A 12,762-nucleotide genomic window follows, 5' to 3' on the forward strand; every position below is an offset into this window, starting at 1 on the left:
CACAGGAGGGCCGCCACCCGCACGGGTGGCGGCCCTTCGCCTCGGCCGTTCAGCCCCCGTCACGGCGGAAGAGGAAGAGCCCGTACCGCGCATCGGGGTCCAGCCACCGGGCCCCCAGGCCGAAACCGTGCGCCCCCACCTCGTCGACCAGCCCCCGGCAGCCGAACTTCACCGAGTAGCCGACGTTGAGGAACCCCCCGCGCGGTACGCGCACGGTGAGCCCCAGCCCCGGAACGGGCACGGTCCGGTCGGCCCTGGCGCGAAGACGTCCCTCCACGGTGGCGGTGTCCGCGTCGTAGCGCGCCTCCGGGACGAAGTCGTCGAGTACGAAGTCGGCGCCGTAGCGGTGGTTCAACCGGGTGAGGTAGTTGAGCCGGAAGTCGGCGAAGGCCGAGTATCCGGGGGGATCGTTGTAGCAGGTCTCCAGGGCCTCACGGCCCTTGTCCAGGTCGGCGGAGACCAGGAAGGCCTCGCCCGGGCGCAGGGTGCGGGCGATCTCGCCCAGCAACGCGTCGCGTTCCCCCCGGGTGGCGTTGCCGAAGCTGCTGCCGAGGAAGGCGATCGCGAGCGGCTCACCGGGATGGGTGCGCAGCCAGTCCAGACCGGCTTCGTAGCGTCCCCACAGGCCCGTGACCTCCAGGCGGTCCAGCTCCGCGCACAACGCGGCGCCGCTGGAATCCAGCACGCTCCGGTCGATGTCGATCGGCAGGTAGGCGGTCTGGCGCAGGCGCAGACAGCTCTCCAGCAGCAGCCGTGTCTTCTTCGCGCTTCCGCTGCCCAGCTCGGCGACGCGCCCGCAGGCGAGCCGTTCGGCTATCTCCGCGGAGTGGCGCTCCAACAGGTCGCGTTCCACGCGGGTCAGGTAGTACGTGGGCAGCTCGGTGATCCGCTCGAACAGCTCGGAGCCGACCGCGTCGTAGCCGAGCCAGGGCGGCAGCCGGGGCGGTGCCTGCCGGAGGCAGTCGCGCACGACGGTGTCGTCCGGCACCGCGTCGCCCCTGTCGGGGAGCTGAAGGACACGGGCACGCACCGCTGGTCCAGGTGTTCTCATGGTCTCCTCACGTCCGTCCCGTCGCGCAGGCTCGACTCGCCGCGGCCCCACCGCCACAGGAGGTACTCCTCCAGCCGGGTGGCCAGGAGAGTGCTGGCGCGGATGCCGAACACGATGTCGGGGGCCAGCTCGGGTTCGGTGTTCAGCAGCGGCGCGATCACCTCGCGCCGCAGGAGCTGCTCGTGCACCGCGTCGGCCTCGACGTGCTCGGCGTAGAACCGGATGGCGGCCGGACCGCAGCCCAGCCTCCGCATGGCCTTGACCAGCCGGTCCGAGCCGGGGGAGGAGGTGAGCTCGACGGTCGCGAACTGTCCGATCAGCGCTCCGCGCAACCCGCGGTGCAGACCGCACAGCGACATGAAGTTGACCTCGGCCAGCATCTCGGCGGGGGCGGAGTCGAGGTAGGCGCCGTAGTCCGCGCACAGGCCCAGCTCGGCCATCATGTCGGCGAAGAGCGTGGAGTGCGTCCGCTCGGGGTCTCCCGCGCCGTACTCGTCGTGCTGCACGGTCACGAGGGCGGCCTTGGCGGGGCCGTGCAGGCGCGGGATGACGAAGGTCTGCGGGTCGGCCTCCTTCAGGTGGTAGAGCGAGCGGTGGGCGACGTACTCGCGCAGCTGCCACAGCTGCCCGTGGCGGCGCAGGTGGTGGGAGGCGCCGAACGCGTCGACGTGTTCGACCAGGAGCGCGCCGATCTCGCTCCCGACGTCCGCGCCCGGGGCCACCTCGTCCCTGAGCGCGCCGAGGAAGGCCCTCTCCAGCTCGGCGCGGACCGTCAGCAGCGCCGGGTCCCACTCGCGCTCGGCGCCGACTCCCCCGAACCCGCGGTAGTGGAGTTCGTAGCAGCAGTAGAGGGCGAGCTGGAGGTCCTCTCCGTAGGGCGGGGATCCGTCCACCGCGGGGAACCCGGTCCGGTTCCCGCGCAGCGCGTCCAGAACCGCCTCGGAGACCGGGCCGCGGGGGGCGGGCAGCGTCGGCGCCTCCGGCGTCGTCATGGTCATGGGCCGTACTCCTTCCCCTCGTCACCGCGTACGCGCCGACGGTGGCTGGTGTCGCAGAACGGGCGGCGCCTGCTGCGGCCGCACACGCACAGCGCGGTGACCGCACGGTCGCTGCGCACGCGGGTCCCGTCGGGCGTCTCCACGTCGATCGGGCCGTAGACGAGGATCGGGCCGTCGTCGGTGACGACGACCCGGCGGCGGTCCTCAGCCATGGCACGCCTCGATGACCACGAGCTCCTCCTCCATCTGGTCGGGGCCGAGCAGCCCGCGTGCGCGCAGCGCCGCGGCACGCGCGCGCAGCACCGGCCCGAACGGGACGCGGGCCCTCGCGAGGACCTCGGGCACCAGCCCGGCCTTCTTGAGCTGGTTCAACGTGGCCTGCTCGTCGGCGAGCTCGGACTGCACGAGCAGGAGCGCGCCGTCCTCGCTGAGCACCGAGGGCGCACCCGCGCAGATGCGGTCCAGCAGGATCCGCCCGTCCGGCCCCGCGTCCCAGCACCTCGCCATCCGGTGGCGGGGCAGCCGCCGACCGGGAGCGGGCATGTAGGGCGGGTTGGCGAGGACGAGGTCGAAGCGGTGCGGGGCCACGGGAGCGAACAGGTCGCCGCGCCGGACCGTCGCCGGGACCCCGTGCAGTCGGCTGTTGAGCCAGCTCGCCAGTACCGAGCGGCGCGACAGGTCGATCGAGGTGAGGCTGGCCGCGCCGGCGCGGAAGGCCTCGATGCCCAGCGCCCCGGTGCCCGAACCGACGTCGAGGACGGAACGCCCGGCGACCCGGCCGCGCTGGCGCAGCACGGTACGTAGCAGGGAGGTGTCCTCCTGAGCTGGGTAGACACCCGGTGGCCTCATCAGCAGCATGGGGCCACCACTACCCGGTCCCGAACCCTCCAACCACCGTGCGCGTCCTTTGCGTGATGGCCGATGACCGTGGGTGACGCTCTTTCGGGAGGGGTGTTCGCCGGGTGAGCAGCCCGTGGTCCTCCTCCGGGCCGGGGAGGCGTTGCCGGACTTCCAGGTACGTCGACGCGCAGTGCGACCGGGCCGCCCCGTGCCCGACCCGGAAACCGGGGAGGCTGCCGGCGGCCGGTGCGCCGGTATCTGACCGTCCGCCGGATCCACGCCGCGACCGACGGCGTGTACGGCGTGCGGCGGGTGCACGCCGAGCCGTCCCCGGTCGCGGGACGCGCGTCCGGTACGCGGGCCGTGGCGATGCCGGCGTCCCGGCTCGGCCTCAGAGCAGCCGCAGGCCCTCCGCACGGCCTCGTCGAGCGGTTCCGCGCCCTGCCCCCGCAGCATGATCCGTTGCCCTCCGTCGAGCCCCCGTGAGAGGATCGGGCTCCACCGGTTCGCCTTCTCCCTTTCGTGCTTCACAACGCAGAGGAAAGAGTGCGGCCGCCGTCGTTTTCGTGGTAGCGCGTAACACACAGGAATATGTGAATTCCAGGTACCGTTTGATGTGCACAGCAGAGTCGGCAGAAGCCTGCATCGAGGACACGGGAAACATCCTGGTCGCGCCTGCGGGCCTGCGGGACAACGATCTGGTCAGGGACTTTTTCGGGTCCACGATCACGCCGGAGGAACTCGCGTCCGGCTCGCCCGACCTCTCGCGGAGGACCGTCTACCTGTGCGGCGACGTATCCGGGATCAGCGACCATCACCTGCGTGAGGCGGACCGGGTGTTCGTCGTCCGGGATCTGTCACGCGGTTACCGCGAGGACGTCGGCAGGCCTTGGACCCCCGTCGACCTCGGCCGGGTCCCCGTCCGCGTACACGGAGCCGGCGTGTACTACCGCCGGTTCTTCGACCCCGGCGCCGACCACTTCGGGCGGATCCGTGCGGAGCACGAGTTCCAGTCCCTGACGGAGTCCACCAAGCCCGGAAAGGCCCATCGCAGCGGAATCTATCTGACGCCCGTCACGCGAAACGGTGACGAACTGCATTTCCGCCTGCTCCGTTGCTCCACGAACCTCTCGGGGCCGACCGAGAGCTTTGGCCCGACCGACACGCGCATCGTCGAGACCCTGAACCGCGAGGCCGCCGCCGTCTTCCGCGACCATGCACCGCTGAACCACGTCCTCGCGCAGATCTACCACAACACCCTCGCCACGGCCGAGCGCAAGCAGTCCAAGGCCAGGATCTCGGCCCATGCCGACAAGACCAAGGACATGCCGGTCAACGGCATCATGGCCTTCTGTACCTTCTACGACGGGCTCGGCAGGCTGCAGCCCATGGCCGAGGACGCCTTCGACTACGGCGTGAAGAGCACCAGCGGGCTGACCGAGCTGCGCTTCCGCCTCAAGGAGCCGACCGAAGCACGCGACGGGGCCGCGCTCCCGTCGCAGTTCGGGCTGACCCTCTATCCCGGCTCCGTGTTCTTCATGCCGTTGTCCACCAACCGTCTGTACACGCACGAGATTCGTCCCTCGACGTTGGACGCCGCGTTGCTCCCGACCCGTCTGGGATACGTGGTGCGCTGTTCGAGCGCCGAAGCCGTTCACAGGAGCGGTGACACGTTCCTCAAGGCACCCGGAGGCCTGGTGAGGCTGGGGAAGCCCACGACGGCGGGCATGGAGGAGCTGCGCAGTCTGTACGCCGAGGAGAACAGGACCTCGTCCTTCATCGACTACGGCGACGAATTCCTTTTCAGTATGAACACGGGAGACTACATTGCCCCCCGGATCCAGGATCTTGGATGAGATTCTTTCATGCGCTTTGCCGGCTGAGGAGAACCTCTTCGCGGAGCTGTCCGAGTCGGCTCTTCTGGAGGACCTTGGAAAGGGACGGCGAGGCGCCGTGCTGACCAAGGCCGACGAGACGGACGGTGTGCCTCTCGTGCGTACCACCACCCGATACGGCAACCCCGCGCAGCATTTCCGAACGGTGCACGAGCGGCTGGCGAAACGGATCCAAGAACGCGCGGCTATCCCTGTCGGATTCAACAACGCCCTCATGGAGATCTACACGAACGCCTACAGGAAGATGGGCAGCCATTCCGACCAGGCCCTCGACCTGGCCGACGAGTCTTTCATCGCCGTCTTCTCCTGCTACCGGCACCCCGAAGCGAGCCCGCCGAGGAAGCTGGTCTTCGAACCGAAGGAGACCGGTGCCGAGAGCTTCGAGGTCCCCCTCGCCCACAACAGCGTCGTCGCGTTCTCCGTCGAAACGAATCGGCGCATCAGGCACAGGATCGTGCTGGACGCGCCCGCGCAGAGGGCGGACAACCAGTGGTTGGGCGTGACGTTTCGAACGTCGAAGACCTTTGTCCGGTTTCGCGGCGGACAGGCATACCTCCCGCAGGGCGTGCGCCTCACGTCGGCCGACGACGAGCAGAGGCGCGAGTTCTACCAGCTGCGGAGCCGTGAGAACAAGGAGACGGACTTCGTCTACCCCCTGCTGACGCACACCGTCAGCGAGAGCGATCTGATGCCGCCCGCGTGGCCTTGAGGACCGGGGGTCGGGGCCGGGCGACTGGGCAGAACCCGGATCTGCGGCCGTCGGATGCGGTCGATCGGACCGACGCCGGCGGCGGTCCCGGTCGGGGCGGGCGGGCGCGGTCCCCGAGTACCCGCAGACCTTTCGCGGTCGGCACTGCGGTACTGGGAGACCGGCTGGCTGACACCCATGGAGTCCGGGAACGGACAACCGGGCACCGTGACCCGAGAATCCTGGAACAAGGCTCCACCAAACCCGGTGCGTGCCAACCAGCCGAGCCGTCGTTACTACGGCGTTCCGCGGTTGGTGGACGAACCGCCGTAGGACTGCCGCCCCTTGCGGAGGCCGAGCAGCCCCAGGAGACCGAGCAGCCCGAGCAGACCCCAGAGGCCCCCGTTCCCCCCGCCGCTGTCCTCATGGGTGTTGGTGTTGGTACCGGTTTCGGTGCCGGTGGCCAGCTCAGTGCCCGGGGCGTGGCTGACGGAGGCGACGGCCGCCCGTTCCGCCGCTGCCGTGTCGGCTGAGGCGGACCCGGCGGCGAGCGGAGCCGTCGCCAACGTAACGGCCAGACCAAACGCTAGGAAAATCTTTTTCATGAATCCCCCCGAAATATTGGAAAGTTTTTTCGGTTGCGCCCTTTGGTGATTGCCCGCGTGGGCGTCCTCTTTCCTGGTTCCCGTGGAAGGAAGAAGCAAACCCATTCCCGAGTCGATCTGATGGAATTCTGCGCGGATGGCGGGATGGTGGTGAAGTGTAAAGAAAAGAATGCCCGCATTCATTCGCCCTTGGTGCTTTTTGTGTCGGGTCGCGGGTTTGTTGATATCGGCATTCTTGTGCTGGAATCGTCGGGATCAAGGGGTGTCGAGGAATGCGGAAGGAGCTTGTAAACCGCCCCGCGAGCCGTCGGTGTGCCCGGCCCGGCGCGTGCGGTGGACGAGAACGCGGGCGGGCGGCCCGCACGAGGGCGGCGGGTCGGCCGGGCGGGCGGTCCGGGAGCCCGCGGGGCTCCCCGCGGCGAGCACGGGCCGTCCCGGCCCGGGGCGCGGTTCGTGCTCCGTGCCAGGGGTGGACTCCCGGGCGGGCCGCTGGGCGGCCTCGCCGATCCTGTCCTCCCGCGGCTCCCGCTCAGGCCTCGGGGAACATTCCGCGGGTGAGCAACCGCTGGTTGGCCGCGCTGCGTTCGGCCACCACCGCGGGATCGAATACGGGCCTGTCCAGGCCCGGCCGCATCGCCGGTTCCAGGAGCATGGGCCCCAGGATGAGGAAGAGCACCTGGTAGGGGGCCCAGTGCCCGCCCGTGCCACCCATGGCCGAGAGCCGTATCCGCACCCCTTCCAGCAGGCGGGCGAAGAGGCGGGCGCTCAGGTCGCTGCCCTCGGCCAGGGCGCGGCGGAGATACTCCCGACGGACCGCGTCCGTTCCGAACAGCTTGACGCTGGCCTCGCTGAACGCGGCGAGGTTCTCCGGCCCGCCTTCCCGTTCGCCGATGTCGGAGAGGATCTCGTCGAAGGCGTCCAGGACGTCCTCGTCCACGGCCTCGCGCAGTTTCTCCTTGGAGCCGAAGTGGTGTCGGACCAAGGCGTGCGATACCCCGGCGTCGGTCGCGATGGCGCGGAGCGAGGTGCTGGAGAAGCCCTGTTCGGAGAACAGGCGCAGCGCGGACATCCGGATGCGGGCCCGGCCGGTGAGATCGGCACTGTGCGTCATGGGCGCACAGCCTAGCCGTCCCACCGGCGGGGCGGTGTTCACAGCACCCGGCGCAGGTAGGGGGTTCGGCTGACACACCAGGCCAGCACGAAACTCAACACCAGACCGGCACCGGCGGACAGGGCGAAACCCTGCCAGGGGTCCTCGGTGAGGGCGCCCGCCGTGTACTGCAGTGCGACGACCACCGGAACGTGGAGGAGGTAGACGGTGAACGCCAGGCCCGCCATGGCGAGCGGCAGCCGACTCGGCCTGGCCGTCCAGCGGCGGAACAGCACGAGCAGGCCGATGGACAGGGACACGCACATCACCGTCTCCACGGTCGACCACAGCAGGGAACCGGTGTTCCAGCCGCCCCCGGCGTACCACTCGCCCAGCCTGGTGCCGAAAGCCAGGTGTGCTCCGGCGAGCACTGCGCCTGAGGCGAGCCAGGCGTATCCCGCGCGGGCTGGAAAAGCCCGGAACCAGCCCTGCCGGTAGGCGAGGAGGCCCGCCACGAAGAAGGAGGACTGCATGGCCAGGTCGGCGGGCTCGGCCTGGATGAACTCCAGGAGCGGGACCCAGGTGTCCACGGGATACCAGATTCGCAGTGCGAAGGTCGCCAGTGCCACCAGGACCGTGAAGAGCAGGATCGCGGCGGTCGAGGGAGCCCGGGCGGCGTCCGTGGGGGAGGAGTCCGCCGGGCCGCGCAGCCGCGCCGCCACAACGCGCCACAGGGTGTACAGGACGGCGTAGACCAGCAGGTGCTGGATGAACCACAGGTGGGCGAACTGGCGGTCCGGCCAGCTGGGGCCGGACCAACCTCGGGGTTGTTCGGCGCCGCCCATGTAGACGTCGGCGTAGTAGGCGGCGAAGCCGAGGCCGGGGTGGGGGCGAAAGTTCAGGTAGTAGGCGTACATCAGGACCGGGACGAGCACCAGGAATCCGACGAGCACCAGCGGAAGGAACCGCCGGAAGCGGTCGCCCAGGAAGGCCTTGGCGCCCTTGCGGTCGTAGGCCGCGGGGACGAGGTAGGCGGAGATCAGGAAGAAGAGGCTCATCAGGAAGGTGCCGGCGACGAGTGTGGCGTCGGAGAGCAGTGGTATCTGGGCCTGGCTCTCGAAGTACCACCAGTCGGCGGGACCGTAGGGCTGTGCCGCGTGCAGGAGCACGACCAAGGTGATGAGGAGGAGTTTGAGGTGGTCGAGGTAGTACAGCCGACCGCCGTCGACCGAGGAAGGCTGTCCAGTTGGATTGTTTACTGTCCACATGGACAGCACCCTAGGGCGGTGCGCCGATGGCTTCCAGGGGTCGGCGTCGATATGGGGGGACTCTCCGGGATGTCCCTGAGGTGCGTGTGGGAGTCGGCTCGCGGTGTCTCGCGCCGGGTTCACGCGAGGCTCGCAACCAACGCCTCGGCCTCGGGCAAGGAGTGGAACGCCTCCGCCAGAGCATTGTCGTACTACGCCAGGCACAGTACGATCGAGGCGCCGAAGAGCCGAGGACGAACAGGAGCGCTCCCGTGATCAGCGCCGACGCCATCCGCGGCTACGTCGACCTCATGGTGCTCTCCCAGCTGCGCCACGGCCCGTCCTACGCGTACAAACTCGCACAGCGCATCACCGCGATCAGCGGCGGCGACTACGCCATCAAGCAGACCACCCTCTACTCGGCGGTGAAGCGGCTCGAATCCAGCGGCCACGTCACCTCATCCGCCGACATCGCCTCCTCCGGCAAAGCGCGCACCTACTACCGCATCACAGGTATGGGCCTCGCCCACCTCGACGCCAAGATCGAGGAATGGCACAGCACGAAGTCCGTCGTCGACAGATTCATCGACATAGCCAGCGAAGGAGACGCCCCGTGAACGTCGTCACCTCCTGTCCGGACACGATGTTCAGCACCTACCCGCACACCCCGCGCCCCCTCGGTACCCTGCCGCGACCCTCACGGAATCCCAGGACCACGCCGACGCGCAGCGCCGCACCCGCTTCCATGCCAGCGCAGCCGTCGTGCTCCTCGTGCGCTCACCCGCAGCGTTGACCGCGCTCTTGGCCGCCGCGGAGTCCGGCGTGCTCGCCCCCGGCGGCGCCGCCGGGGTGTTCACCGAAATCCCGGCGGTGCTCTTCGCGGGGAACGCGGCGGGCAGCCCTGCGGTCGCGAACCGTCGCGGGCCACGCTGACCCGTGCCCTGGCGCACGACCGGCTGTGCGGGGAACGCCTGGACGCGCTCCGTCCCTCCGGTCGGCGCGGCCGTCGCACGGAGCCGGAGCGCTCACCCGAGAACGCGTGGACCACTCACCGGAACACACCGATTCGACGACAGGAAGGTCAGCGCAATGGCACAGCCCCCTGAACGGATCCAGGACGCCTTGAGCGACCGGCAGAGCCCTGCGGAGAGGGAAAAGATCGTGCGGCGCCTGCCGCCCGACAGCGGCCTGGACGCGATCGGTGTGCGGATGAAGGAGGTCTTCGACACCGCCAAGGAGTGGACGGACCTGGACCTCTCCCACATCCCCGACCTGCTGGCCAGCCCGTGGTACGAGATGCGCATGGTCGGCGTCTCGGTCCTTGACTTCAAAGCGCGGCGCCGCGGTCTGGACGACGATGGACGGCGTCGGCTCTACGAGTCCTACATGAACCACCACGAGTTCATCAACATCTGGGACCTCGTCGACCGCTCAGCCCCGCGCGTCGTCGGCTGGTACCTGCTCGACAAGTCGCGTCAACCGCTGTTCGACCTCGCGCGGTCCGACGCGGCGATCGAGCGGCGGACCGCGATCACCGCCTCCTTCTGGCTCATCCGGCAAGGCGACCTCGACGATCCGCTCGCCCTGGCCGATCTGCTGCTCGACGATCCCAGCGAACTCGTCACCAAACCAGTCGGCACCGCTCTGCGCGAGGTCGGCAAGATCGACCGGCAACGCCTGCTCGGCTTTCTCGCAAGGCACCGGCACCGGATGAGTCGCCCGACCCTGCGCCTGGCGACGTACCTGCTTCCGGACGACATCGAGCGATCCCTCCGAGAGCAGACGCGGTCCCAGCCCGGGTCGGGCACCGGTCCGATGCCCAGGTAGGCGGCGTTGTCGGCTGCGGACGGCGCTCTCGGACGACGATTCTGGCGGCTCTGGTCAGCGTTCCTCAGTTCGAACCTGGCGGACGGGGTCTCCTTCATCGTGCTGCCGTGGCTCGCCACCGCGGCCACGGACAGCGCCTTCTGGGTCGCCGCGACGGCGGCGGCGGGCAGGTTGCCGTGGCTGTTCGCGATCCCGGCGGGAGTCCTCGTCGATCGCTGTTCGAGCCTGAGGCTGATGGCCGCGGCGAGCACGGCCCGAGTCGTGTCCTGGACGTTCCTCGCGGTCCTCGCGTTGACCGGCCAGCTCACGCTGCCCGTGCTCCTGGCCGGCTCTCTCGTGCTCGGCGTCGTCGAGGTGCTGTACGACACCGCCGCCCTCACCGCGCTCCCGCGGATCGTCCCCCGAAGCGCACTCGTCCGCGCCAACGGTCACCTCAAGACAGCGGAGATCACCGCCCAGGAGTTCGCGGGCCGGCCGCTGGGCGGCGTGCTGCTCGGCCTGCACGCCGCCCTGGCCCTCGCCGTGAACGCTGTGTTCGCGGCGGTATCGGCGCTCCTGCTCACCCGTCTGAATCAGCGGAAGACCGGGTCCGGCCCGCCTGATCCGAGGCCGAGGCCGAGGACCGACCGGCACGGCATCAGTGCCGGCGTCCGCACCATCGTCGAGCATCCCCTGCTCCGTCGCACCGCGATCGCCACCGTGTGCTTCAACGTGGTTTACGCGGCGATCCTGGCGACCCAGGTCCTCTTCGCCCAGGAGGTTCTCGGTCTCAACGCGGCGCAGTTCGGCCTCGTGATGACCGCCGCCGCAGTCGGGGGCGTCGCTGGGGGCCAGCTCAGCGGCCGGGCCGCCGATCACCTGCCCGCGGGCTGGTTGCCGATGGCCAGCCTGTGCGTCGTCGGCCTGAGCCACACGGCCATCGCATGCGTTCCTCGGCTCGCCGTGGTCATCCCCGCACTGGCCCTGTCGAGCGCGGCGGTTCTGATGTACTCGGTGTCGGTGGCCTCTCTCCGCCAGCGCGTGACGCCGCAGGACCTGCTGGGTCGGGTCAACGCGGCGATGGGATCGGCCACCTGGGGGGTGGCCGCCATCGGTATGGCCGCCGGTGGCGTGCTCGTCGACGTGCTCTCGTCCTGGACCTCCCAAGGATTCGCGCTCAGGTCCGTCTACGCCGTCAGCGCGATCGCGGTCCTCGTCATCCTGACGACGGTCGGGCGCCGGATCACGAGACTCGGCGCCCAGGCCGAGCTCGACTGACCCAGCACAGGTAGGCGAGGTCGATGCGGCGCAGCACGAGCTCGTCGTAGACACGCCGTCCGTTCACCCCTGGCGGCTCAGGCAGCACTCCGCACCTCCAGCCCGAACCCTCCCAGGGAAGAAGAGGGCTCATCAGACGAAGGAGCGTGCACCTGTCGGTTCGAGTGCCTCTCCCGACCGATGGTACGGCCCCTTTCCCCAACCACATGCGCGGCGAACGACGCTCCCGCACTCACTCAGAGCTCACCTCAACAGCTCTGCGAGGTGCTCCTGCGCCTGGACAGGCTCCAGGCAGGCCACATCGAGACCGTGTTCGCGGCTATCGAGGAGGCCAACGTCCGCATCCTGGGGTGCCGCGAGTCCGACGACGTGAAGGTGCGGGCCTCGGTCAGGCGGCGGCGGGTGATCTCGCTGTCGACCAAGCACCGCATCCGCGCGACTCTCCGAAGTGCGTTGTCGGAGGCGGTGCGCCGCCCGGACTTGCCGGTGTCGGTGAACATCGCCTCGCACGTGCGGCTGCCCTCGTGTCCGAGGAAGCGTCCTTTGGTCTGGACACCGGACCGGGTGCGCCAGTGGAAGAAGGACGGGACCGTGCCGGGGGAGGTGATGGTGTGGACCCCGGAGCAGACGCGTACGTTCCTGATGCACGCGAGGAAGTACCCGTGGTTGTAACCGTTGTTCCACCTGATCGCGGTCAAGGGCCTGCGCCGGGGAGAAGCGGTCGGCTTGCCCTGGTCCAACACCCGGCTGACGGACGGGCAGATCGACATCCGCGTCCAGGTCGTACAACTCGCGTGGGAGACGATCACCTCCACCCCCAAGAGCGCAGCGGGCCAGCGCACCATCACCCTGGACACCGACACCATCAAGGTGTTGCGGGCCTGGAAACGGTTCCAGAACGAAGCCCGGCTCAAGGCCGGAGCGGCATGGACGGACAGCGGCCTGGCCTTCACCCGGGACGACGGTTCGGGGTGGCATCCGGGGCAGGTCAGTGACTGGTTCCTGCGCATCGCCAGGGCCGCCGGGCTGCCGCCGATCACGTTGCACGGGCTGCGCCACGGCGCGGCCTCGCTGGCGCTCGCGGCCGGGACGGACGTGAAGATCGTGTCCAGCGAGCTGGGGCACGCGACCACTCACTTCACCCAGGACACCTACCAGTCGGTGTTCCCGGATGTAGCGAAGGCGGCAGCCGAGGCCACCGCCGCGCTGCTGCGAGGCCCGGCTCCGGTGAGGGCCGGGTAGCCGAACTGGCGAGCACACCAGG

Annotated in this window: 12 protein-coding genes and 1 pseudogene; 6 read left to right on the forward strand and 7 right to left on the reverse strand. The window is 69.5% G+C overall.

The window, feature by feature from the left end; all coding sequences use genetic code 11:
* Positions 1-49 precede the first annotated feature (49 nt).
* Genes HGB44_RS04970 through HGB44_RS04985 form a run of 4 tightly spaced genes read right to left on the reverse strand, consistent with a single transcriptional unit; the run spans position 50 to position 2,898 of the window.
* Positions 50-1,051, reverse strand: coding sequence for an L-histidine N(alpha)-methyltransferase (locus HGB44_RS04970; protein ID WP_061082291.1), 1,002 nt, complete (start codon positions 1,049-1,051; stop codon positions 50-52).
* A complete protein-coding gene (locus HGB44_RS04975) occupies positions 1,048-2,049 on the reverse strand; it encodes an iron-containing redox enzyme family protein (RefSeq protein WP_061082290.1) in 1,002 nt (333 codons plus the stop codon). Before HGB44_RS04975 ends, HGB44_RS04970 begins: the two co-directional genes overlap by 4 nt.
* Positions 2,046-2,261: a CDGSH iron-sulfur domain-containing protein gene (locus HGB44_RS04980; protein WP_061082289.1), complete on the reverse strand. Its 216-nt coding sequence runs from the start codon at positions 2,259-2,261 to the stop codon at positions 2,046-2,048. The genes HGB44_RS04975 and HGB44_RS04980 overlap by 4 nt, the downstream gene beginning before the upstream one ends.
* The gene (locus HGB44_RS04985) at positions 2,254-2,898 is read right to left on the reverse strand and encodes a HemK2/MTQ2 family protein methyltransferase (RefSeq protein ID WP_061082319.1); all 645 of its coding nucleotides are present in this window, start codon (positions 2,896-2,898) and stop codon (positions 2,254-2,256) included. Before HGB44_RS04985 ends, HGB44_RS04980 begins: the two co-directional genes overlap by 8 nt.
* A gap of 605 nt (positions 2,899-3,503) precedes the next feature.
* Here HGB44_RS04985 and HGB44_RS04990 point away from each other — a divergent pair.
* Together HGB44_RS04990 and HGB44_RS04995 are read left to right on the forward strand one after the other, a co-directional pair.
* Positions 3,504-4,745, forward strand: coding sequence for a hypothetical protein (locus tag HGB44_RS04990; RefSeq protein WP_061082287.1), 1,242 nt, complete (start codon positions 3,504-3,506; stop codon positions 4,743-4,745).
* The gene (locus tag HGB44_RS04995; RefSeq protein ID WP_231972555.1) at positions 4,738-5,493 is read left to right on the forward strand and encodes an alpha-ketoglutarate-dependent dioxygenase AlkB; all 756 of its coding nucleotides are present in this window, start codon (positions 4,738-4,740) and stop codon (positions 5,491-5,493) included. Before HGB44_RS04990 ends, HGB44_RS04995 begins: the two co-directional genes overlap by 8 nt.
* Before the next feature lie 275 nt (positions 5,494-5,768).
* On the opposite strand, the gene HGB44_RS05000 is transcribed toward HGB44_RS04995, so the two are convergent.
* The 3 genes from HGB44_RS05000 to HGB44_RS05010 form a co-directional block, all read right to left on the reverse strand.
* Positions 5,769-6,260: a WGxxGxxG family protein gene (locus HGB44_RS05000; protein WP_168443945.1), complete on the reverse strand. Its 492-nt coding sequence runs from the start codon at positions 6,258-6,260 to the stop codon at positions 5,769-5,771.
* 346 nt (positions 6,261-6,606) lie between these two features.
* The gene (locus HGB44_RS32645; protein WP_061082826.1) at positions 6,607-7,188 is read right to left on the reverse strand and encodes a TetR/AcrR family transcriptional regulator; all 582 of its coding nucleotides are present in this window, start codon (positions 7,186-7,188) and stop codon (positions 6,607-6,609) included.
* A gap of 38 nt (positions 7,189-7,226) precedes the next feature.
* A complete protein-coding gene (locus tag HGB44_RS05010) occupies positions 7,227-8,435 on the reverse strand; it encodes an acyltransferase family protein (RefSeq protein WP_082768572.1) in 1,209 nt (402 codons plus the stop codon).
* Between the two features lie 251 nt (positions 8,436-8,686).
* On the opposite strand from HGB44_RS05010, the gene HGB44_RS05015 reads away from it, so the two are divergent.
* From HGB44_RS05015 to HGB44_RS05030, 4 genes and pseudogenes are all read left to right on the forward strand, one after another.
* Positions 8,687-9,031, forward strand: a complete 345-nt coding sequence (locus HGB44_RS05015; RefSeq protein WP_061082828.1) for a PadR family transcriptional regulator — start codon at positions 8,687-8,689, stop codon at positions 9,029-9,031.
* Between the two features lie 472 nt (positions 9,032-9,503).
* Positions 9,504-10,241 (forward strand): DNA alkylation repair protein, encoded by a 738-nt coding sequence (locus HGB44_RS05020; protein WP_061082829.1) that lies wholly within the window; start codon positions 9,504-9,506, stop codon positions 10,239-10,241.
* Between the two features lie 6 nt (positions 10,242-10,247).
* Positions 10,248-11,498 carry an MFS transporter gene (locus HGB44_RS05025; protein WP_061082830.1) on the forward strand — a complete coding sequence of 417 codons (1,251 nt, stop codon included), beginning with the start codon at positions 10,248-10,250 and terminating at the stop codon, positions 11,496-11,498.
* A gap of 270 nt (positions 11,499-11,768) precedes the next feature.
* Positions 11,769-12,740, forward strand: a pseudogene (locus HGB44_RS05030) (site-specific integrase); the annotation flags it as partial.
* Positions 12,741-12,762: the final 22 nt, after the last annotated feature.

It is taken from the genome of Nocardiopsis alborubida (genome assembly GCF_012396365.1).
GTDB lineage: Bacteria > Actinomycetota > Actinomycetes > Streptosporangiales > Streptosporangiaceae > Nocardiopsis > Nocardiopsis alborubida.

Coding starts and splice junctions, on each gene's coding strand:
- HGB44_RS05010 (WP_082768572.1), bottom strand. CDS start 8,435: ATGTGGACAGTAAACAATCCAACTGGACAGCCTTCCTCGGTCGACGGC.
- HGB44_RS32645 (WP_061082826.1), bottom strand. CDS start 7,188: ATGACGCACAGTGCCGATCTCACCGGCCGGGCCCGCATCCGGATGTCC.
- HGB44_RS05000 (WP_168443945.1), bottom strand. CDS start 6,260: ATGAATGCGGGCATTCTTTTCTTTACACTTCACCACCATCCCGCCATC.
- HGB44_RS04970 (WP_061082291.1), bottom strand. CDS start 1,051: ATGAGAACACCTGGACCAGCGGTGCGTGCCCGTGTCCTTCAGCTCCCC.
- HGB44_RS04990 (WP_061082287.1), top strand. CDS start 3,504: ATGTGCACAGCAGAGTCGGCAGAAGCCTGCATCGAGGACACGGGAAAC.
- HGB44_RS04980 (WP_061082289.1), bottom strand. CDS start 2,261: ATGGCTGAGGACCGCCGCCGGGTCGTCGTCACCGACGACGGCCCGATC.
- HGB44_RS04975 (WP_061082290.1), bottom strand. CDS start 2,049: ATGACCATGACGACGCCGGAGGCGCCGACGCTGCCCGCCCCCCGCGGC.
- HGB44_RS05020 (WP_061082829.1), top strand. CDS start 9,504: ATGGCACAGCCCCCTGAACGGATCCAGGACGCCTTGAGCGACCGGCAG.
- HGB44_RS04985 (WP_061082319.1), bottom strand. CDS start 2,898: ATGAGGCCACCGGGTGTCTACCCAGCTCAGGAGGACACCTCCCTGCTA.